Annotated in this window: 23 protein-coding genes; 7 read left to right on the top strand and 16 right to left on the bottom strand. The window is 64.5% G+C overall.

All coding sequences use genetic code 11. The features are described 5' to 3' along the window. The first annotated feature begins 139 nt into the window (after positions 1 to 139). Entirely contained in the window at positions 140 to 661 is a 522-nt protein-coding gene (locus ACY65G_RS00255) for an N-acetyltransferase family protein (RefSeq protein WP_464995374.1), read from the top strand. Between the two features lie 358 nt (positions 662 to 1,019). On the opposite strand, the gene ACY65G_RS00250 is transcribed toward ACY65G_RS00255, so the two are convergent. Continuing rightward, positions 1,020 to 1,709 (bottom strand): class II glutamine amidotransferase, encoded by a 690-nt coding sequence (locus tag ACY65G_RS00250; RefSeq protein ID WP_464995373.1) that lies wholly within the window; start codon positions 1,707 to 1,709, stop codon positions 1,020 to 1,022. Between the two features lie 235 nt (positions 1,710 to 1,944). On the opposite strand from ACY65G_RS00250, the gene ACY65G_RS00245 reads away from it, so the two are divergent. After that, positions 1,945 to 2,769 (top strand): EAL domain-containing protein, encoded by an 825-nt coding sequence (locus ACY65G_RS00245; RefSeq protein ID WP_464995372.1) that lies wholly within the window; start codon positions 1,945 to 1,947, stop codon positions 2,767 to 2,769. 132 nt (positions 2,770 to 2,901) lie between these two features. Continuing rightward, entirely contained in the window at positions 2,902 to 3,531 is a 630-nt protein-coding gene (locus ACY65G_RS00240; RefSeq protein WP_464995371.1) for a YcbK family protein, read from the top strand. 157 nt (positions 3,532 to 3,688) lie between these two features. On the opposite strand, the gene ACY65G_RS00235 is transcribed toward ACY65G_RS00240, so the two are convergent. Then, a complete protein-coding gene (locus ACY65G_RS00235; RefSeq protein ID WP_464995370.1) occupies positions 3,689 to 3,874 on the bottom strand; it encodes a DUF3460 family protein in 186 nt (61 codons plus the stop codon). A 65-nt stretch (positions 3,875 to 3,939) separates the two neighbouring features. On the opposite strand from ACY65G_RS00235, the gene ACY65G_RS00230 reads away from it, so the two are divergent. Continuing rightward, a complete protein-coding gene (locus ACY65G_RS00230; RefSeq protein WP_464995369.1) occupies positions 3,940 to 4,380 on the top strand; it encodes a hypothetical protein in 441 nt (146 codons plus the stop codon). 134 nt (positions 4,381 to 4,514) lie between these two features. Further along, complete coding sequence (locus tag ACY65G_RS00225) at positions 4,515 to 6,668, top strand: putative bifunctional diguanylate cyclase/phosphodiesterase (protein WP_464995368.1); 2,154 nt, start codon at positions 4,515 to 4,517, stop codon at positions 6,666 to 6,668. 171 nt (positions 6,669 to 6,839) lie between these two features. On the opposite strand, the gene ACY65G_RS00220 is transcribed toward ACY65G_RS00225, so the two are convergent. From ACY65G_RS00220 to flgB, 12 genes are all read right to left on the bottom strand, one after another. Beyond that, complete coding sequence (locus ACY65G_RS00220; RefSeq protein WP_464995367.1) at positions 6,840 to 7,913, bottom strand: hypothetical protein; 1,074 nt, start codon at positions 7,911 to 7,913, stop codon at positions 6,840 to 6,842. A gap of 115 nt (positions 7,914 to 8,028) precedes the next feature. Further along, positions 8,029 to 8,925, bottom strand: a complete 897-nt coding sequence (gene flgL / locus ACY65G_RS00215) for a flagellar hook-associated protein FlgL (RefSeq protein WP_464995366.1) — start codon at positions 8,923 to 8,925, stop codon at positions 8,029 to 8,031. 10 nt (positions 8,926 to 8,935) lie between these two features. Then, positions 8,936 to 10,306: a flagellar hook-associated protein FlgK gene (flgK, locus tag ACY65G_RS00210; RefSeq protein ID WP_464995365.1), complete on the bottom strand. Its 1,371-nt coding sequence runs from the start codon at positions 10,304 to 10,306 to the stop codon at positions 8,936 to 8,938. An 89-nt stretch (positions 10,307 to 10,395) separates the two neighbouring features. After that, complete coding sequence (locus ACY65G_RS00205) at positions 10,396 to 10,812, bottom strand: rod-binding protein (RefSeq protein ID WP_464995364.1); 417 nt, start codon at positions 10,810 to 10,812, stop codon at positions 10,396 to 10,398. Then, positions 10,812 to 11,918 carry a flagellar basal body P-ring protein FlgI gene (locus tag ACY65G_RS00200; RefSeq protein ID WP_464995363.1) on the bottom strand — a complete coding sequence of 369 codons (1,107 nt, stop codon included), beginning with the start codon at positions 11,916 to 11,918 and terminating at the stop codon, positions 10,812 to 10,814. Before ACY65G_RS00200 ends, ACY65G_RS00205 begins: the two co-directional genes overlap by 1 nt. Before the next feature lie 7 nt (positions 11,919 to 11,925). Then, a complete protein-coding gene (flgH, locus tag ACY65G_RS00195) occupies positions 11,926 to 12,594 on the bottom strand; it encodes a flagellar basal body L-ring protein FlgH (RefSeq protein WP_464995362.1) in 669 nt (222 codons plus the stop codon). A 32-nt stretch (positions 12,595 to 12,626) separates the two neighbouring features. Next, entirely contained in the window at positions 12,627 to 13,418 is a 792-nt protein-coding gene (flgG, locus tag ACY65G_RS00190; RefSeq protein ID WP_207221139.1) for a flagellar basal-body rod protein FlgG, read from the bottom strand. A gap of 205 nt (positions 13,419 to 13,623) precedes the next feature. Further along, positions 13,624 to 14,355, bottom strand: coding sequence for a flagellar basal body rod protein FlgF (locus ACY65G_RS00185; RefSeq protein ID WP_464995361.1), 732 nt, complete (start codon positions 14,353 to 14,355; stop codon positions 13,624 to 13,626). A gap of 12 nt (positions 14,356 to 14,367) precedes the next feature. Further along, a complete protein-coding gene (locus tag ACY65G_RS00180; RefSeq protein WP_464995360.1) occupies positions 14,368 to 15,582 on the bottom strand; it encodes a flagellar hook protein FlgE in 1,215 nt (404 codons plus the stop codon). Between the two features lie 12 nt (positions 15,583 to 15,594). Continuing rightward, positions 15,595 to 16,308 (bottom strand): flagellar hook capping FlgD N-terminal domain-containing protein, encoded by a 714-nt coding sequence (locus ACY65G_RS00175; protein WP_464995359.1) that lies wholly within the window; start codon positions 16,306 to 16,308, stop codon positions 15,595 to 15,597. A gap of 2 nt (positions 16,309 to 16,310) precedes the next feature. Next, positions 16,311 to 16,721, bottom strand: coding sequence for a flagellar basal body rod protein FlgC (flgC, locus tag ACY65G_RS00170; protein WP_130188746.1), 411 nt, complete (start codon positions 16,719 to 16,721; stop codon positions 16,311 to 16,313). A gap of 134 nt (positions 16,722 to 16,855) precedes the next feature. Beyond that, complete coding sequence (gene flgB, locus ACY65G_RS00165) at positions 16,856 to 17,218, bottom strand: flagellar basal body rod protein FlgB (RefSeq protein ID WP_464995358.1); 363 nt, start codon at positions 17,216 to 17,218, stop codon at positions 16,856 to 16,858. A gap of 143 nt (positions 17,219 to 17,361) precedes the next feature. Between flgB and flgA the strand changes: the two genes are divergently transcribed. Next, positions 17,362 to 18,072 (top strand): flagellar basal body P-ring formation chaperone FlgA, encoded by a 711-nt coding sequence (gene flgA / locus ACY65G_RS00160; protein ID WP_464995357.1) that lies wholly within the window; start codon positions 17,362 to 17,364, stop codon positions 18,070 to 18,072. Between the two features lie 282 nt (positions 18,073 to 18,354). Further along, positions 18,355 to 18,978: a PEP-CTERM sorting domain-containing protein gene (locus ACY65G_RS00155; RefSeq protein WP_464995356.1), complete on the top strand. Its 624-nt coding sequence runs from the start codon at positions 18,355 to 18,357 to the stop codon at positions 18,976 to 18,978. Between the two features lie 172 nt (positions 18,979 to 19,150). Here the strand turns inward: ACY65G_RS00155 and ACY65G_RS00150 are convergent, their stop codons facing one another. Next, complete coding sequence (locus ACY65G_RS00150; protein ID WP_464995355.1) at positions 19,151 to 19,936, bottom strand: glycoside hydrolase family 73 protein; 786 nt, start codon at positions 19,934 to 19,936, stop codon at positions 19,151 to 19,153. Continuing rightward, the gene (gene flgN / locus ACY65G_RS00145) at positions 19,923 to 20,324 is read right to left on the bottom strand and encodes a flagellar export chaperone FlgN (protein ID WP_464995354.1); all 402 of its coding nucleotides are present in this window, start codon (positions 20,322 to 20,324) and stop codon (positions 19,923 to 19,925) included. Before flgN ends, ACY65G_RS00150 begins: the two co-directional genes overlap by 14 nt. Positions 20,325 to 20,353: the final 29 nt, after the last annotated feature.

Genomic DNA, 20,353 nt, shown 5'->3' with positions numbered 1-20,353 from the left:
TGGCGCAGCTGGGCGCGTTTTCTCAAGATCGCCGCCATGAATAAATCAGCGCTTCCGTAGCGCACCATTGACCTTTGCTCTCGCGTTGCAGCGAGCCGTCGTCCAAGCCCGCTGTCATGCTTCAATCGCACGAATTTCCATGAGTTTCGAAATCCGCCCTGCCATTTCCGCCGATGCCGCCGCCGTATGCCAGGTCTTGCGCCGCTCGATCGCCGAATGCTGCGTGCTCGACCACCACGACGACCCGGACATCCTGGCGGCCTGGCTGGGCAACAAGCACCCGGCCATGGTGACGTCGTGGTTCGAATCGCCCACCAATTATTCGCTGGTGGCGGTGCGTAGTGGCGAGGTCGTCGGCGTGTCGCTGCTGACCGGGGCGGGCAAGCTGGCGCTGTGCTACCTGGTGCCGGAAGCGCAGCGGCAGGGGGCCGGCTCGGCACTGCTGAGGCGGATGGAGGAACGGGCGCTCGCCTCGGGCATGAAGGCGCTGCACCTGCACAGCACGGCCACCGCGGAAGGTTTCTTCGATGCCAGCGGTTACCGGCGCGACGGCAATGTGCGCTCCCCATATGGCGTCGAGACGATCCTGTTCTGGAAACCCCTGGTGCAGGATGCGCAGCCCGATGCCCGCAAGCGCTTCTGCAACTGCAATTCCGCCTGATAAAGCGCTGATCGATTGCTGGTGGAGGAGATCAGCCGTGAACAGCGTGTCCAGCAAGACGCAAGTTCGCCGTCACTCCGAGGGAGGCGACCGCCGATATGGCGGGAATTTGTGACGCGGCCAGGCGCGTTTCTCATGGCTGAGATCGCCGCCATGAAGCAATCAGCGGTTCCCTGGCGGCGTTTTTCCCGACTTCGCCCGTACTTCGTTCCCGTACTGTCCCCGCATCTCCCGGTATTTTCTTCCTGTTCACGCCTCCGCTAACGGCTCGTTGCATCCGCTCGCGTGCATGCCGAATGCGCGCCGCCGGAAATCCGGCCAGCGCGCAGGGGCGGGTGATGGCGCCGGGGGCGCGGGGTCAGGGATGCAGCGTGCCGCTGCCGAATGCCTTCAGTTCGCCGGCCGCGAAGGCAATCCAGCCGTCACGGGCGTCCACCGGCTGGGTGGCGATCATTGCGCTGCCGTCGTCCAGCCGGTAGTGCAGGTGCGTGGAGCAGTGCGCGAACAGCGTTTCGCCATTCGACAGGATGAAATTGAACGTGCCGTGCGAGGCGATCTCGCCAGCCACCTGCGCCAGCGCATCGCGCAGCAGGTGCGCGGACGGTGCGCCATGCGGGAAGCGGGCGGCGAGGCGCGAGAGCAGCAGGCAGAATGCCGCTTCGCTGTCCGTGTCGCCCTGCGGTACGAACAGGCCGGGCGCCGGGGCGAACTCCTTCAGGTCGCCGTTGTGTGCGAAGCACCACGTGCGGCCCCACAACTGGCGGGCGAACGGGTGCACGTTCTCGATCGCGATGCGGCCCTGGGTGGCCTTGCGGATATGCGCCAGGATATTGCGGGCCCGCAGAGGGCGGCGACGGATCCGTGCCGCCAGCGGCGAATCGATCGCGGCGCGGTGATCCGTATACAGCCTGCAGCGCTTGCCGCTGTGGAAGGCAATGCCCCAGCCATCCTTGTGCTCGTCCGTCCGGCCGCCGCGCTCGGCGAATACGTCGAAGAAGGGACCGAGTCCGGCGGGTACGCTGCTGTTCAATCCGAGGAGCTGGCACATGATGGCATCGAAAATCGTTGAAGTTGAGCCCACGATACCTGCGCGCGGTTCGCGGTAAAACGAATCTTTTCCAATATGCTTATGTGCTGGCACGCTGCTTCCAGGAAATATCGGGTACCGGCGCCGCTTTTTCCCGATATGCACCGGCCGCATAACGAACGGCAAAAGCATTCGTTTTGAAATTGCCCATGGAGCCTTAGCCTTGTCGCACCGTATCTGCTTCAGAAAGGCTGCAATGAGTTTCCCCGTCCTGCAACAGTACCTGGTCCGGCTGGCCGACCCGGCCGCCAGCGCGAAATCGTCGCTCTGGCTCGACGGCAAGGGCCGCGCGCATGGCCGTTTCTTCAACTGCACGATGACGAGCGTGTTCCATCCCGTTCGCGAACTCGACAGTGGAACGGCCGTGGCCTGCGAAGGATTGGCGCGCGGCCTGTCCGCCGAGGACGAGGGCCTGTCGTTGTGGCGCCTGCTGGAGAATGCCGCCAGCGACGACGAATCCGTCGAACTCGACCGCCTGTGCCGCATGCTCCATGCGATCAACTTCTTCCGGCAGCCCGACGCCGAGCGACTCGACCTGTACCTGAACGTGCACGGGCGATTGCTGTCCGCCGTCAGCAGCAACCACGGCCATGCATTCCGGCGCATTCTCGATGCGCTCGAATTGCCGGTGGCGCGCATCGTGCTGCAATTGCCGCCGACCACGCCGCAGCAGGGCTGGCTGCTGGGCTACGTGGCCGACAACTACCGCCGCAACGGCTTCCGGTTCGCGGTGCACGCGGCCAGCGCCCAGGAAGGGCTGGCGCTGCTGGAACGCGTGCGCCCGGCCGTGATCCGCCACGATGCCCGCGACACGCGCGACCGGGAAGGGCTGGCGCGCCTGGTGGCGGCCGCCGCGGAGCATGGAACCCGGATCGTGTTCCATCATACCGAAGGGCAGGGCGTGCTGTCGGCCCTGCATGGTATTGCCGAGCTGGCCGGTGCGCAGCCGCTGGCCCAGGGGCATGCACTCGACAAACCCCGCGCGGTACTGCCTTCGGAAGCCGTACAGGCTGCAGCGTGAGCTTAAGCAAAACTTAAATGTTGAGCCATATTGGATACAATTTAAGCCACACAGTTAAAGAGCTTTCTCAAGTCCCCCAGCGATCGGCTATAGTGACGCTCGCTTCCGTTTCACTGTACCAATGGGGTAAACATGGCAACGCGCAGAGACTTTCTACACAAGACACTGGGGGCAACGGCCGCCAGCTTCATCGGGGCGCCATTGGTGGGCCTGGCACCGGCCCGCGCGCAGGACCTGCAGCCCCCGCCCGACATCTTCGACTCCCAGTTGCTTGACCTGGAATTCTGGATCAAGCCCCGCACACTGACCGTGACCCGGCCGCAGAGCGGCGAAAAGGCATCGGTGCTGTACTGGAAGGATGGCGAAGTCATCGAATCGGCCTACCAGCAGCTGTGCCACCTGCTGCGGGACGTGAACGGCAAGTCCAGTGCGCCGATGGATCCGAAACTGCTGGAAACGCTGTGGGGCACGCAAGCCTTCGTGGCCCGCTATGGCATCCACAGCCCGATCGAGATCCTGTCGGGCTACCGCACCGAGGCGTCGAACCAGCGCCTGCGCGAACAGGGGATCCCCGCCGCCCGCCAGTCGCTGCACATGGTCGGCAAGGCCGCCGACATCCGCATCGCCAACCTGAACGAAGAAGTGGTCGGCGGACTCATCAAGAGCTTCCAGCAAGGCGGCGTCGGCTTCTACTACCGCAGCGGGCCACGCGGCGGGTGGATCCATACGGACACCGGCCTCAAGAGAACCTGGAAGGGGTAAGATGGGGAATTCGTGGAGCACCGCTCCACGCCCATCGAACGGCTCGGCCTTGCAAGGCCGAGACTGGATGCCCGCGTACCACGAATGATCATCCAGGTACTGCTCCGCGCGCGCTGGATGGCCCGGCCCCGCAGGGCCGAGCCGCCGAAGCATCCCGTCAGCCGTAGTAATACGGCTTCGTCTGCACCGAATCCTTCTTCTGCCGGTCCACCGCATCCAGGTCCTGCCGGTGGTCCCACCAGATCTTCCACCCCCGCCGCTGCTCGGCTTCCGTGTTGGGGTGCTCTTCCTTGTAGCGGTTCAGGAATTGCTCGAATTCCGATACGTATCGCGTGTACTTCATGATTCCTCCTGTTATTCGGTTACACTGCCGGCCAATACGGATACCCGATACGAGACCGAACGACCATGCAGCACGATAACGACGAAAAAGCCATTACACACCCGGACGACAAAGCAGGCGAAGCGGCGAAACCGCGGTTCCGCCCGGTGCCGTGGACGGCGCTGGAAACCCCTGCCGATGTCGAACTGTGGATTGCCGAGCACGACCTGGCATTGCAGGAGCACATCGGCAAGAACGAGACCGGTTATGGCGTCTGCTTCACGCTTGCGGCCGGAGGCGACATCTTCATGCAAACATCGGATGACGCCATTGTTCTCGATGTTACGCCCGATGCCGAGTGGGCGGCGCCACTGATCGCCGCGGTCGCCCAGGCGGAACCGCCGAAGGGCTCGATGTGGATCCTGCCCGACGACAAGCTGGTGCAGCTGATCCTCGGCCTGTCCACGCTGGTGGCCAGCACCACGCTCGTGGCCGGCCACAACTTCGGCCGCCGGCGCGCCTGGTAAAAACGCGGTCGCGGGCGAGAGCGTCCTGCAGTCAAACTCCGGTGCGGGACGTGCTCGACTTGGGCAATCGTGCATGCTAGGCTGGTTCAGCTTTCTCGACAGCCGTTACCAGTAAACGAGGGTTTCATCACGATATGGACGATCCCACGGACTACAGCCTCGCGCCCGTACCCGACTTGCTGCCCGCCCTTGCGCCGTCTGCCGGGCTCACGCATGAAGGCCTGCTGGCGGCGCTCGGCGGCAGCGGCCTGGCGCCAGCCCATGCGGGCGGAGCAGCCGATCGCTTCGACGACCTGTATCTGCTCGCGCCCGTCGGCGTGTTCCTGCTTGCACCCGATTCCACGATCCTCCAGGCCAACCTGGTCGGTGCCAGCCTGCTGGGCGTGGATCGCGCCAGCGCCGGTCGGGAACGCTTTCGCAGCTTTGTCGCGCCACGTTTCGCCGGCGATTTCGATGCGTTCGCCTTGCGCGCGCTGGCCAGCACCGAGCCGCTGCGCTGCGGCGTGCAGTTGCAGGGCGACCGGGGCGAGCGCGGCGTTCCCGTCACGCTGCTCGGCTGCGCGGCGGCCGGCGCGTTGCGCCTGACGGTCGAGCCGGCGGAGGGCCGCCTGGCCGCCCTTGAAAAAAGCGAGGAACGCTTCCGCCGCATCGTGCAGACGGCGCGCGAAGGTATCTGGGAATTCGACGGCCAGGCGCGCACCAGTTTCGTCAACCCCCGCATGGCCGAGCTGCTGGGCTACCCGGTCGAGGCCATGGCAGGCCGCCCGCTGCTGTCGTTCCTCGACGCGGAAGGGCGCTCGCTACTCGAACGCAATATCGCGCGCCAGCAGGAAGGTATGCCCGGGCGGCATGAACTGAAGTTCCTGCGCAGCGATGGCAGCGAACTGTGGCTGCACCTGACCGCCAACCCGCTGTTCGATGCCGGCGGGAATCTTATCGGCGCACTGGCGCTGGCATCGGATATTTCCGAGCACCGCGAATCGACCGAACTGGCGTGGCACCAGGCGAACTTCGATGCGCTGACGGGTTTGCCGAACCGGAACATGTTCCAGGAGCGCCTGCGCCATGAAATGAAGAAAGCGCGCCGCGAGCGCAGCTTCCTGGCCCTGCTGTTCATCGACCTCGACCAGTTCAAGCAGATCAACGACCGCTTCGGCCACCAGCAGGGTGACGCCTTGCTGGTGCAGGCCGCCGCTCGCCTGGGCGCCTGCATGCGCGCCACGGACACGCTGGCCCGCATCGGCGGCGACGAATTCGTGGCGATCCTGCCCGGCCTCGGGCACGTGCAGGATGCCGAGCGGGTCGCGCAGGACATCATCGCCGTATTGAACCGGCCCTTTGAGCTGGCCGGCGGCGAACAGGGGCACATTTCGGGCAGCATCGGCATTGCGCTGTATCCGTCGGACGCGGCCGACGCGGAGGAATTGTTGCGCCATGCCGACCAGGCGATGTATGCCGCCAAGAACGGCGGGCGCAACCGCTACACGTATTTCACGGACGACATGCAGTCGGCCGCCCAGCAGCGGGCCCGGCTGGCGGCCGACCTGCGCCGCGCCGCCGGCGAACATGAGTTCGAGCTGTTCTACCAGCCGATCGTCAACGTGAAGACAGGCGTAGTCGAGCGCGCCGAAGCCTTGCTGCGCTGGCGCCACCCGAAGCGCGGGCTGCTCAATCCTGCCGATTTCATCGCCGACGCGGAATCGTCCGGCGTCCTGCTCGACATCGGCGATCGCGCGTTCCGCCAGGCGGCGGACCAGGTCCTGGCCTGGCAGCGCGAACTGGGCCGGCCATTCCAGGTCAGCATCAACCTGACATCGGCGCAGTTGCGCGACGATGCGCACGGCTGGCTGAGCTATGTGGAAAGCCTGCGGCTGCCGCCGAAGAGCCTCGTCGTCGACGTGTCGGAGGATCTGCTGAACGAGCCGGCCAGCCATGTGTTCGAGCGCCTCGGCCGGCTGCATGCGATGGGCATGCAGGTGGCGCTGGACGATTTCGGCACCGGCCATTCCGCGCTGGCACAGCTGAAGCAGTTCGACATCGATTACCTGAAGATCGACCGCAGTTTCGTGGCGGGCCTGGCGGGCGACTCGGGGGACCTGGCGATGTGCGAGGCCATCATCGTGCTGGCCCACAAGCTGGGCCTGGAAGTGGTGGCGGAAGGCGTGGAAACGCAGGCGCAGCTGGCGCTGTTGAAGGCAGCCGGCTGCGACCTGGCACAGGGCTATGTGTTTGCGCGCCCGGCGCCAGCCGAAGAGTTGCTGGCGCTGGCACGGCAGACCTTCCCCTGATTTACCTGGGGATTACCTGGCAACTGATCGTGGGTTCAAAGCGTGTACGCATTTTCCTCCTGCGCCAACGCCGTGAAATTGCCCGGAATAGCCTGCTATTTCGGGAAATTTCCGCTGGCCTGGCACGAGGATGCATCGCTTTTCACGACCACGCCGTTGCCAAGTGACCCGCTAGCGCCCGGCGTCCCGCAAACTGAGCAGCGAAACGACGCGGTCCCGGTTGATGCCCACCAGCGCGGAGGTCAGCGCCAACAGCGACTGGTAGCCCGGCTCGTTGGCGATCGTGGAAAAACGCGTCGCCATGTCTTCCACGCCTGCCACCTCGATATCTGGCATCGAGCTTTGCGCTCGCCGCGTCGCGGTGTTCAGTTCCGTGCGTACCTTGGCCAGCGCCACTTCCACGTGCGACAGCGCCTGCATCACCTGCTGCAGCGTTTCGCGCATCGAGTCCATGTCGGTGACATCCCATTTCTCGGGTGCCACCGCGGGCTGCTCCGCTTCCGCCTTCAGCCGGTTCAGTTGCCCGGTCGGGAAGCGGATGCCGCTGCCCTGCACGGCGATCGAATCGCGCACCGACGGCCAGTTGCCTTCGCCGGTCGAAAACACCAGATCGCCATCGTCGTTCGCGGACACGCGCACGCCGGCTGGCCCCAGGGCCTGGTCGAAGCGAGCGACGATTTCCTTGTCGGACAGGCCGGGTGACAGGTGCACGGAGCGCAGTCCCTGTGTTCCACCGCCGACGGAGACGGCCAGCGTTTCGCGGGCGCCGTCGCGCAGGTTCTGCAATGACATGCCGCGCACGGTGAACCGCTGGCTGGAGGGTTCGGCGCCGCTGTAGTTCAGCCGCGCGTCGAGCGTGCCGCCGGAAGCGTCGCGGCGGCCGCGCCACGTGTCGGCGAATTGCCGCACCTGCTGTTCGAGCTGGCCGTCGCGCATCTGGCGCGCAGCCAGCTTGGTCGCGAGGTCGGTCTTCAGCGTGCGCAACTGCGCGGCGCTTTGTTCAAGGAAGTCCACCGCCTGCTGGGCGCTGGAGATATCGTTCTGCAGGGGCTGGTCCCAGTTGCGCAGGCCACGCCGCAGTGGCGCGGCATGGGTGGGGGACGCGGCCGGCGCCCCCGGCGCCGGCCCATTGGCCGGCGTGTTTCCCTGGGCAGCGCCTGCCGAGCCTGTACCGTCCAGCGCGGTCGTCGAGCCCGACGAGTCCTTGCTGATACCGGCACTGCTGGAGCGCTGTAATATTTGCATTGCGATGTTGTGTAGTTAGGTAAGAACGTTAGGCAAGGAACATCAATCTGGAAACATCAATCGGGAAACATCGTTCAGGAACATCGATCCAGGAACATCGATCCACGAACATCAATCAGAGAACATTGAAGAGAGAAAGATTGCTGATCTTGGAATAGGACTGATAAGTCGCTTGCAGTGCCATATTGTAGCCTGACAGCTCGCTGGCTGCGACACCGTAATCGAGCTGTCCCAGTTCGGTCATGGCGCTCTTGTTCGACAAGCTCACGTTCGCATGGTTGCTGTCGAGCGTGGCGAGCACGTTTTGCGCGCCGCCCAGCTTGGCAATCTTGCCGGCCAGGGCATCCTGGCTCGACTGCACCATCGTCATGGTCGTGGAGATCATCGACTTGAGCGGTTCGGCGGAGGACCCGGTGGTCGTATTGCGCAGCGCGTCGATTGCCTTGTTCATCTGGTTCAACAGCGTATCGACGCCCCCGACGTTCACGTTGACGGGTTGCGTGATGCCATTGCCGACCACCACCTTCTGCTCGCCCGCATTGCCGGCATAGCTGTAGCTGGTGCCGTCGAAGGCGATGGGCGGGGTGTTGGTCAGTGTGCCCGAGAACAGGTATTTCCCTTCCTGGTCGCGGGTATTGGCTGTGTAGAGCATGCTGTCGCGGATCGCCACCAGGCTGTCCACCATCGCCTTCAGGTCGTCCGGCGTGTTGCTGGCATCGGCGGCCCAGACCATCAGGTCGTGCGCCTGGTTCAGGTCGCCAACCATGGCGGACAGATAGCTTTCGTTTTTCGACAGGCGGATCTTGACCGCGCCGATATTTTCGCGGTACTGATCGATGATGGCCTCTTCGCGCGTCAGGCGCGAGATCCGCACGTTGGTGATCGGGTCGTCCGACGGCAGCATGACGGCCTTGCCGGACGCCATCTGCTGGGACAGGCGCGAAGCCATCGTCTGGTTCAGCTCGAGCGAGCGGTTCAGCGTGGCGTGGAACTGGGTGCTGGCGATACGCATGATGCCTCCTTTAGCCGAACATCGACAGCGTGGCGTCGAACAGCGAGTTCGCCACGGCGATGACTTTCATATTGGCCTGGTACATGTTCTGGAACTCGACGAGGTTCATTGCTTCCTCGTCGCGGTTGACGCCGGACGTCGATGCCCAGTCGTCTTCTGCCTGGTGGCGGATCGTCTGCGCGGTATTGAGCAGCGATTTGTTCTGCTGGCTGTCGATGGCCAGCTTGCCCACCAGCTGCGTGTCCGCATCGCCCAGGATAACGTTGCCGAGCGAGCCCAGCGCGATGGTCTGGTTCTTGATGTCGACCAGCAGCTGCAGGTTGGTCGAATCGCCCGGCGTGCCGTCGGCGGACAGGGCCAGGTCGTCGGCACTGTAGCCGTCGGCGACGGAAAGGATGCCGCCCGCTCCGCTGCCGCTGACTTCGAACATCGGCTTGCCCGGGTTGCCGGCGCTGTCCTTGCCCGCGGCAAGCTGGGTATTCATCTTCGTCGCCAGTTGCGACGCCATCGACACGATCGATTCCTGCAGCGGTGCCAGGATGTTCTTTTCAAACGCACCCAGGCCGCCCAGCTGGCCGCCCACGGTGCTGTCGTTTACCGCATACACGGAGCGTGCGAACGTCACCTGCATCTGCGGCGTGCCGCTTGTCGTATCGATGCCCAGCGCGGCGGCCTGGTTGCCCACCACGAGCGGCTGACCCGACTTCAGCGACACGGCACGGCTGCCGTCCGCCTGCTCCAGCACTTCGATGGCGGCCAGCTGCGACAGGCTGTCGATGGCCATGTCGCGCTCGTCGATCAGCGCCGAGACATTGGTGCCGGTGGCGCCGGCAGCGGTGATGCGCGTATTGAGCGAGGCGATGTTCTGCGTCAGCGTGTTGAACTTGGGCAGGATCGCATCGCGCTGCTGCTGCACCGACAATTGCTGGTTGCGCGTGACCTGGTAGATGCTGTTGAAGCTTTCCGCCAGCGCGCCGGCCTGCGCCACCACCTGGCCGCGCAGCGGCGCCGATGTGGGTTCCTCGCCCACCGCATTGAGCGCCTTGAAGAAGTTATCCATGCCGTAGGACAGGCTCGACTTGTCGTCGCCCATCACCTGTTCCAGCTGGGTAAGGTAAGCCTGCTGCGAGTCATAGCGGCCCAGCTCGGAGTTGGCGCGCCACAGCTGCTGGGTCTTGTACGAATCGGAGATGCGCAGCAGCGCGCTCACTTCGACGCCATTGCCGGCCTGCTTCGAGCCGAAGCCGGGGGCGACGGCGGCCAGCAGCACGCCCTGGCGCGTGTAACCCTTCGTCTGCAGGTTGGCGACGTTCTGGCTGGAGGCGTTCAGCGCGGCCTGCGCCGCCATGGCGCCCGACAATGCGTTGTTAATGATAGGCATGGGACTGATCCAATTGAAGTGGTCCGCCGGGTGTCCGGCGGACGGCGACTTTCTCTTAACTAGTCAAGGCGACGGTGCGCCAGGCCAAATTAAGTTTCCGGAGAAATTTTATTTACGGGTGCCGTCGCGGCGGGCGCCGGCGCTGCCGGCATCAGCTGCCGCAGGATCGCATCGGCGATGCCGAACGCGCGCTGGTTGGCCATCTGGTCGGCCACCATGTTGTCGGCCATGTCCAGCATGTCGCTGTTGATGGAGTCCTTGTAGATGCTGTCATCGCCGGCCAGCTCCTTGGTGGAGCTGCGCATCTGTTTCAGCATGTGGCCGATGAAGAAGCTTTCGAACTTCACGGCCGCTTCGCTGGCCTTTTTCTTGTACGCAGCGGCGGCCGGATCGGACTCGGCCGGTGCCACGGCCTGCGGCAGCGTGGAACTGGTTTCGTTCAGGCCGAGCGCGCCGCCCGCCGGGCCCACGGCGCCGCTATGCATCGATGTCAGTCGGGGATCCATCAGATCACCACCAGTTCGCCTTCGATCGCGCCGGCCTGGTCGAGCGCCTGCAGGATCGCCATGATGTCGTCCGGCGTCGCGCCCAGGCTGTTGACCGTGTCGACGATGGTCTGCAGCTTGGCGCCCGGCGGCCACTGGAACATCGGGCGTCCGCCCTGGTCCACGGATACGTTCGATTGCGGCGTGACGGCTGTCTGGCCACCGGCGAACGCGTTCGGCTGGCTGACCTTGGAGCTTTCCGAAATCACCACCTTCAGCGAACCGTGCGTGATGGCGGCCGCCTTCACGCGCAGGCCTTCGGCGATGACGACGGTGCCGGTGCGCGAGTTGAACACCACCCGCGGGTTTTCCTGCCCGGCCTCGATCGCCAGCGCTTCCAGCTTGGCCATGAAGGCCACGCGCTGGGTCGGGTTTTCCGGCGCCACGACGGACACGCTGGTCGCATCCTCCGTGCTGGCGATGCCGCCGAATTTCCTGTTGATCGATTCGACGATATTGGTGGCCGTCTCGAAGCTGGGGCGCTTCAGCGACAGGCGCACGCTGCCGTTGGTGGAGAAATCGGTGGCGATTTCCCGCTCGATCATGGCGCCGTTCGGAATGCGGCCGGCGGTCGGCGTGTTGACGGTGACGGACGAGCCGCTCTTGCCGGCGGCGGACAGGCCGCCGACCACCACGTTGCCCTGGGCCAGCGCATAGACTTCATTGTCCGCCGCACGCAGCGGCGTCAGCAGCAGCGCGCCGCCGCGCAGCGACTTCGCGTCGCCCAGCGACGACACGGTGACGTCGATCGGCTGGCCGCGGCGGTAGCCTGGCGGGAAGACGGCCGACACCATCACGGCGGCCACGTTCTTGCTTTTCGCATCGGCGCCGTCCGGCATCTTCACGCCGAACTGCTTGAGCATGTTGACGACCGACTGGCTGGCGAATTTCACCTGGGTAGAATCGCCGCTGCCGTTCAGGCCGACCACGAGGCCGTAGCCGACGAGCGGGTTTTCCCGCACGCCTTCGATCGACACGAGGTTGCGCAGCGATTGCGCGGCTTGCGCGGGCATTGCGGCCAGCAACAGCGCGCCGGCGGCCATCAGGGAAGTGAACAGTTTTTTCATCGTCGCGTCAGAAAGGCATCAGGGGGCCGAGGAAGAAGCGCTGCAGCCAGCCCGGCTGGTTGGTATCGGCCAGCGTGCCCTGCGCCGAATAGGCGATGCGCGCGTTGGCGATGCGCTGCGACGACACCTGGTTGTTGGCATCGATGTCGGCGGCGCGCAGGTAGCCGCGCAAGCGCAGGAATTCCTCGCCTTGGTTCAGCGTCACGCCTTTTTCGCCGGCCACCTTCAAGAGGCCGTTCGGCATCACTTCCTGGACGATGACGGTGATCGCACCGGTCAGTGCGTTCTGCTGCGTGGCGGTGGCGTCTCCCTGGAACGAGTGGCCCGCGGACAGGTCGACGCCTGCCTTCGGGAACGCCTTGCCCAGCAGGGAAGGGGGGGTGACGGAAATGCCCGAATCCTTGCCCAGCTTCGTGCCGGCGCTCTTCGATGCCTGCGTGGTTTCCTGCAGGATCACCGTCACGACGTCGCCGACGCGGAAGGCGCGGCTGTCCGACGTCAGCGACAGGCCCGCATCGGCGGAAAACACGCCGCCAGCCGTGCCGCGCGGCGCGGCGGAACGAACCACCTGGGGCGGCTCGTCGAACGGACCGGGACGCACGGCGGGCGGGGCGAGGGAGGAAGCGCAACCGGCCAGCAGCATCGCGGCCATTGCGCACAATTGCGCTTTGATCATCGGACTCGAAACCTTCGTCAGGGTGAAAAGAATCAGCGGGCGGCCTGGGCCAGGTACTGCAGCATGTTGTCCGCGGCGGACAGTACCTTCGTGTTCATCTCGTAGGTACGCTGGGCCGCGATCATGTCGACCATCTCTTCGACGACCTGCACGTTCGACGCTTCGAGCGCGCCCTGCTTGATCTTGCCGAACTGGGCATCGCCCGGGCGGCCTTCGGTCGCCGCGCCCGACGAAGCGGTCTCGGAGAATAGGTTTTCGCCCAGCGCCTGCAGGCCGGCCGGGTTGATGAACGTGGTCAGCGTGAGCTGGCCCAGTTCGGTCGGCTGGGTATTGCCGGGAATCGTCGCCGTCACGGTGCCGTTCTCGCCGATGGTGATCGACGTGGCATTGTTGGGCACGGTAATCTGCGGCACCAGCGGCAGGCCCTGCGCATTGATCAGCACGCCATTTGCATCCAGGCCCAGCTGGCCGGCGCGGGTGAAGGCCGCCTCGCCGTTCGGGCGGCGCACCTGCAGGAAACCGTTGCCCATCACGGCCACGTCGTACTGGTTGCTCGTGATCTGGGTGCTGCCGGTGGTGAACACCTTCTGGGTGCCGACCATGTGGGTACCGTTACCCAGCTGCACGCCGGTCGGTGCCAGCGTGTTGTTGTCGGCGCGCTGCGCGCCCGGCTGGCCTTCGACGGAGTAAAACAGGTCTTCGAAGACCACGCGGTCCTTCTTGAAGCCGACCGTGTTGGCGTTCGCCAGGTTGTTGGCGATGGCTTGCAGTTTTGCATCCTGCGCTTGCACGCCGGTCTTGCTGATCCACATTGCTGGATTCATACGATGCTCCTGAGAGTGTTCTGTGTGCTGGGAAACTTTACCCTTTTACGGCAATCCGTAGGGCAACTTTAGTGCCGCATGGAAAATTGCGTCGCACGGCAGGCGACGGATGTTGCGCGAGGGATACGCTGCGGCAGCGATCGGCCGCAGCGTGTTGCAGGATTGTTACGGCTTGGGCGCCGCTCACTGGCTGCTTACTGGCTGCTTACTGGCCGCTCACCAGCCGGTTGCCGGCCGTGGTCATGTCGTCCGCGGCCTTGAACAGCTTCATCTGCACTTCGAACGTGCGGTTCAGGCTCATGGTGGCGACCATTTCCTCGACGGCCGACACGTTCGAGCCTTCCAGGTGGCCGGAGCGCACGGTGACGGTGTTGTCGGTCATCAGCGGCTGGCCGTCGCGCGAGACGATGAGGCCCGCTTCGTTCTTGGTCAGTTCGCTGCCTTCGGCATTGACCAGTTTCAGCTTGTCGATGACCTGCATCTCGCCGCGGCCGCCCGGGCTCTGGATCGACACGGTGCCATCCTGGCCGATCTCCACCTTGCTGTGGATGGGCAGCGTGATCGGGCCGCCTTCGCCCAGGATCGGCATGCCGTTGACGGTCATCGTGCCATCCTGGTCCAGCGTGATCGCGCCGGCGCGGGTGTACGCTTCGCCGCTCGGGCCTTCGACGGCGAAGTAGCCGCTGCCGGAAATGGCCACGTCCATCTCGCGGCCGGTCGGGCGCAGCGTGCCCTGCTTGGTCGAGATCGCATTGGCCTGCATCGTGGCCAGGTGGCGGTCATCGTAGCCGTAGCCGGGCGCCGCCTGCGCGGTCGCCAGTTCCAGGTTGGCCCGGAAGCCACCCGTGTCCATGTTGGCCAGGTTGTTGGCGTGTACCTGCTGGCCCCGCAGGGCCCGCTCGGCACCGCTCATCGCGGTATAGATCAGCGCATCCATGGTTGCTCAGCCTTACATTGCCTGCATCAACGATTGCAGCATCTGGTTCTCGGTGGTGATCACCTTCGAGTTCGCCTGGTAATTGCGCTGCGAACCCATCAGGCCCACCAGTTCCGACGTGATGTCCACGTTCGAGCCTTCCAGCGTGGCGATCGACAAGGCGCCGGCCGAACTCGCGCCAGGGTTGTCCAGGCTGACGGTACCGACATCGGCGCCGTTCGCGGTCCAGCTGGAATCGCTGACGGGGATCAGCGCATCCTCGTTCGAGAACGTGGCCAGCTTGATCTGGCCGACAGCCTGCTGCTCGCCGTTCGAATACTTGGCGATGACCTTGCCGTCCGACGCCAGTTCCACGCCGACATACTGGCCGGTCGTGTAGCCATCGGCCATGTTGACGGACGTGGTGGCCTCACCCGCCTGGAACGTCGTGCCGACGTAGTCGAGCGTGATGTCCATCGCGGCGGCCGGGGCCGGGTTGTAGCCCAGCTTCAGCGTGGTGGGCGTGTTCGTCATCTTGCCGTTCGCGTCGAACGTGAGCTTGACGCTGGCGCCGGCGGTCGGCACCTTGCCGTCGATCAGCGTGTGGACCGTCACGGAATTGGCCGCGTCGTCGTCGCGCACGAAGTACTGGCTCACCGTGTGGCTCTTGCCCAGGCTGTCGAACGCCAGCGTGACCTTGGTCATGTTGTAGCTGGCCGGATCCGGCGCCACGGCCGGGTTGGACGCATCGAATGCCACGGTCGGCTTTTTCCAGTCGGCCGACAGGTTGGCGGCGAAGTCGATCGCCTTGGTGGCCTTCGCTTCCAGCGTCTGGGTCGGCACCTTGATGTCGCCCGGCACGCCTTCCGAGGCCACGCCCGGCGTCAGCTGGTTGCCCTGCACGCGGCGGCCGGCGCTGTCCACCAGGAAGTCCGAGCCATCCTTGGTGAAGATGCCGACACGGCTGTACACGGTCTCGCCCGACGTGGTCTTGCTGACGAAGAAGCCGCGGCCATTGATCGACGCGTCCAGCGAGCGGCCGGTCGACAGCATGCCGCCGGTCAGGCCGATGTTCTGCGTGGTCGAGCCGACCTGCACGCCGGTCGGCTGGCTGCCCGCGTACATCGACGAGAAGTTCGCGCGCTGGGCCTTGTAGCCGTAAGTGCTGGCGTTGGCGATGTTGTTGGAAATGCTGTTCAGTTGCTCGTTGACGGCCTGGATGCCGGACAGTGCGATATTGAAGCTCATGGCGGGTCCTTGTTACAGAGAGGTAATGGCGGCGCCGGCAGCGGCGACAGCGTTGGAGTTGGATTTACCGTTGAATGCGGTAATTGCGCTCGGTGCGACTTCGCCGACGTTGGCGACGTTCAGCACAATGCTGCCGTTCGAGCCCAGGCGCACACTGTTCAGGCGGCCGGCGATATCGACCGGCGGGTTTTCGCCCGAAGAAGTAACGACCTGCATCTTGTAATTTCCCGCCGGCAAGCCCATCGCCGTCGGATCGATCGAGATCGGCGACGTGCCCGCGTTCAGCGGACCCAGCGCCAGTTCATGCGCGACGCCGTCGGTACCCGTGAGCACCAGCGTCGTCTTGCTGCTGTTCGAACCCAGCGTGACCGCGCCGCCCACTTTCGCGCCGTCCAGCTGCACGGCGGTGGCACTCGTCATGACTTCGGAACCCACCTGGGCACCCAGGCTCAGCACCTGCATGCTTTGCAGCACGCTGGCATTGTTGCTGGTCTGCGAAGCCAGGCTCTGCAGTGCTTCGGTCTGCGACAGCTGCGTCAGCTGCTGCACGAATTGCGACGGGTCCGATGGCGACAGCGGATCCTGGTTCTGGATCTGCGCCACCAGCAGCTTGGTGAACATCTCCTGGCTTTCGCTGGTGCCGCTCGTGCCGTTGGCCTTGGGCATGGTGCCGCCGGCCGTGGATGCCGCCGCACTGGCGGAGTTGGTAAAAAGATTGGTTTCCATGATCAGCCTTCACCCAGTTTCAGCAAGGATTGCTGCATGCCGCGCACGCGGCCCATGACTTCGACATTCGTTTCAAAGGCGCGCGAGGCGGACATCATGTCCGTCATCTCGGCCACCTGGTTGACGTTCGGGTAGAACACATGGCCGTCCGCATTGGCCATGGGATTGTCCGGCTCGTACACCTTGCGCAGCGGCTCGGCGCTTTGCACCACATCGAGCACCTGCACGCGGCTGCCGGCGGCGCCGTCTTCGTTCATCACGGCCGCGAATACCGGCTTGCGGGCGCGGTACGTATCGTTTTCGTTGCCGGAGACGGAATCGGCGTTGGCCAGATTCGATGCCACCGTATTGAGGCGCACCGTTTGCGCCGCCATCGCGGAACCCGCGATCTGGGAAATGTCCTTGAAACTCATGAATGCTCCTGCTTGGCTGACCAGGCGGTTATCGACATGCCGCCGGCGTTCTGAATGACAAACTCACCATGACTGGTGGAAATTTTTCGCGCCGGCCGTCACGACCGCCGGCGCCCGTCATTTACTGGCCGGATTTATTGACCATTGATGGCCTTGGCCAGCCCGCGCAGCTTCATGTTGACGAACGTGAGACTGGTCTGGAAGTCCGTCGCGTTCTGCGAGAAGGCCGCCTGTTCGATACCGATCTCGACGGTATTGCCGTCCGCCGTCGGGTGGAACGGCACGCGGTACAGCGGGTCGCTGTCGCTCATCAGCGAAAGGCCGCCCTCGTCCTGCGAGCGCATCTGCGCCATCGAAGCGGCGAAGTCGATATCCTTGGCCTGGAAGCCAGGGGTGTTTTCGTTGGCGATGTTCGATGCCAGGACGCGGGTCCGTTCCGCCCGCAGGTGAAGCGCGTCGGCGTGCACGCCGAACGCTTCCTTGAAATTGATACCCATTGATTCTCCCTGTGAGACGAGCCGCCGTGCCACGCGGGGCAGCCCATGTAAAATGACCGCGGTTGCATGAAACATTGCCACCAGCCATTTGGATGAAGCGCAAATGAAGCCCATACTGCACGTTGAACCATAAGGTGTTGCCCATGCTCAACAAATCAATTGTACCCGGAATTTTCTCTTTATTGCTCATCGGCACCATCAAGTTTTCGGTTGCAGCGCCAGTCACGACGGAACAACTTGTCGCCCAGGTGCAGCAGGCCGCCCAGGAGCAGTTGAAAAGACATGCCGGACTGGCAAACTGGAGCGAGCCGCAGTTCACCGTCGACGTTGTTCGTAATACACGGCCCATCGGCGCCTGCGCGCAGCCGCCCCGAGTGGAGCCGGCCGATGTGCGCATGCCGGCACGCATGCGCTTCGTGGCAATCTGTCCAGACCAGGGCGGCTGGCGTTACGAATTCGTCACGCGCGCGAAGATTTCCGCCAAGGTAGCCGTTGCAGCAACTGACTTGTCGCCCGGGAAAATCCTGTCGACAGAGGATGTGTTGCTTGAGCGCCACGATATCAGCGGCATGCCGGACAGTTTCTCGGATCTGACCGCCGTGCAGGACATGGCGACACGCCGCACGATCCGCGCCGGCGACGTATTACGGCAAAACATGCTTGTCACGCCCACGCTGGTCAAGCGGGGCGATGCCGTGCGCATCGTGGCGAAGAACGAGCAGATCGAGGTCAGCATGGCTGGCGAAGCCCTGGATGGCGGCGGGCGTGGCGCGACGATCCGGGTGAAGAATGCCAGCGGCGTGACGATCCGCGCCCGCGTGACCGACATGGGCCAGGTCCAGCCTGCGGAGTGAGCCGCAGGCCCGAGGCATTGCTGTGCTCGCTCTACCGCATGAACCGTTACCAATAGTCAAAACCTGGCGGCAACGTATGTTGGCGTTGCCAAGCCGTCAGTCGTGTGATTGCGGAGTCATTGTTTTCAGAAAACATATTTTCTTATGCAAAACAATCACTTAGATTCGCCGCAAATGCCCGACAAGTTTGCATTTTTTTTAATATTTCCCTGTTAGAGTGACTTCGCATGCCGAGTTCGGTGTGCCGATACCGGCGATTCCGGAACTTCAACGGGGACCCTTATGAAACTGCTAGTACAAAAATTGGCTGCGGCGACAGCCATTCTGGCCTTTGCGTTCAATGCGCACGCTGCGATCGGCAGTGCCAGCGCTGCCGACGTCACGCTCGCCGGCCAGCCTGCCGATGCGTTTGCCTATGAAGCGGGGTGGAATCCCCATGCGGGACCGAACGGCGATACGAGCGGTTTCGGGAGCGCATTCGATGGCTTCGGCACGGGCGCGTTCGACCTGCTCGACAAGTACGATGCCAATGAAGGCTTCAGCAATACCGGGCCGCTGACGTTCACCTTCACGGAAACCACCGGTACGAACGGCCTGTGGACCGTTACCAATACCAGCGCCACGTCGAATATCACGCTGGATCTGGTGTTTGCCATCCACGCCGGCAACCAGGGCGGCGCCTGGCTGTTCGATAACCAGACGGTGGCAGCCGGACAGACGCTGCAGGGCGACTGGGAAATCCTGTGGACCGTGGGCCAGGGGCAAGGCAATTCGCCTGATTTCTCCAACCTCACATTGTTTGCGCGCGATGTGGTGATTACGCCGGTTCCGGAACCGGGAACGTATGCGATGCTGCTGGCAGGACTGGCTGTCACAGTCGTCGCGCGCCGCCGCCGCAAGAGTTGATTTCCCGGACGGCATGAAAAAGGGGCGATTCCGCGAGGAACCGCCCCTTTTGCATTGCCGCCATGTTCTTCCGCGCTGTTGCCACGCTCCTGCCACGTTTTTGCCAGGACTCCAGCGTCGCCCGAAAGCGATGCTGCCGGCAGTCGCGCCCGCCGCATGACTGACGATGCGGTCAGTACTCCGTCCGGGCGACCTTCGCCGCCAGCTTCGACAGCTTCTGCACATAGGCCGGATCGGTGGCGTAACCGCCGCGTGCCAGGCCGCTGGCGAACGCGTGCGCGTCGTTGCCCGTGTTGAGGGCCTTCTGGTAGCGCGGGTTCGAGGCGAGCAGGTTCGCATAGTCGTTGAACGCGCTGGCCTGGTCGGGGTAGCTGCGGAACTTTTCCACTTTCCGCACTGCCGCGCCATGCTCATATTCGGTGGTGACATTGGCCGCCACATCGCCCTGCCACTGGCCGCCGGCCTTGATGCCGAACAGGTTGTTGCTGTCGGCGGTGCCGTTGCGCAGCGGGCGCTGGCCCCAGCCGGATTCGAGGGCGGCGTGGGCCGCCACGATGTCCGGCGAAACGCCGAGCTTCGCCGCCGCGGCTTCGGCATGGGGGCGGATCGTGGCCAGGAAGCGCTGCTGGGCATCGCCACCGATGCCGTCGTCGCCATCCACGGCCGATGCCGCCGCACTGCCTTCGGCGCCGCCGAGTGCCACGCCGGCCAGCCGGGCACGCAGGGCGGCCCCATCCGCGGTCAGGGGCGTATCCGGCCCGCTGAACGACTGGCCGCCGCCTTCGGCGATAAAGGTGGCCACGTCGGCCTGCACGGCCTGGAAAGCGCCGGAGAACGCGACACCGCCGCCACCGGAAAACCCGGCGGGCAGGGCGGGGCGCGCCGCGCTCATGTTGGACATGGTGGCCGAAGTGGCCTGGGTGGGCATCGTCGAGAACGTCATGTCAGGCCGGCTCATAGGTCTGGTTTTCACCGTGCAGCACGCGCTGCATGATCGTGAATTGTTCGGCAAGCAAGTCGCCATTGCGCCGGCCGGCCGTCTTCGCCGCCAGCACCATCCGTTCCAGCGCCTGCCAGTCGGCTTCCAGCCGGGCGCGCGGTTCCGGGCGCAGCAGCGTGAACACCTGCGCGATCGACGGGTTCGGGCCCGTCAGCCGCACGGCGAGTTCCACGCGCCGGGCACGCCGGGCTTCCAGCGTGTCGACCAGGTCGCCGATCTCGCCGGCGAGCTGGCCCAGCTGTTCCTGGTGGTGCCGGATGGCCGCATCGAACTGCCGTTCCAGCAGGTCGAGCAGCACGGGGTAAGCCGCCATGTCGTCGGCCACGCCTTGCAGCAACTGCTTCATCGCCTCCTGGCGGCTGATACCCTGTTTTT

This window comes from Pseudoduganella sp. jia 12, assembly GCF_055502675.1.
This window is presented reverse-complemented; position numbering and strand designations above follow the sequence as displayed.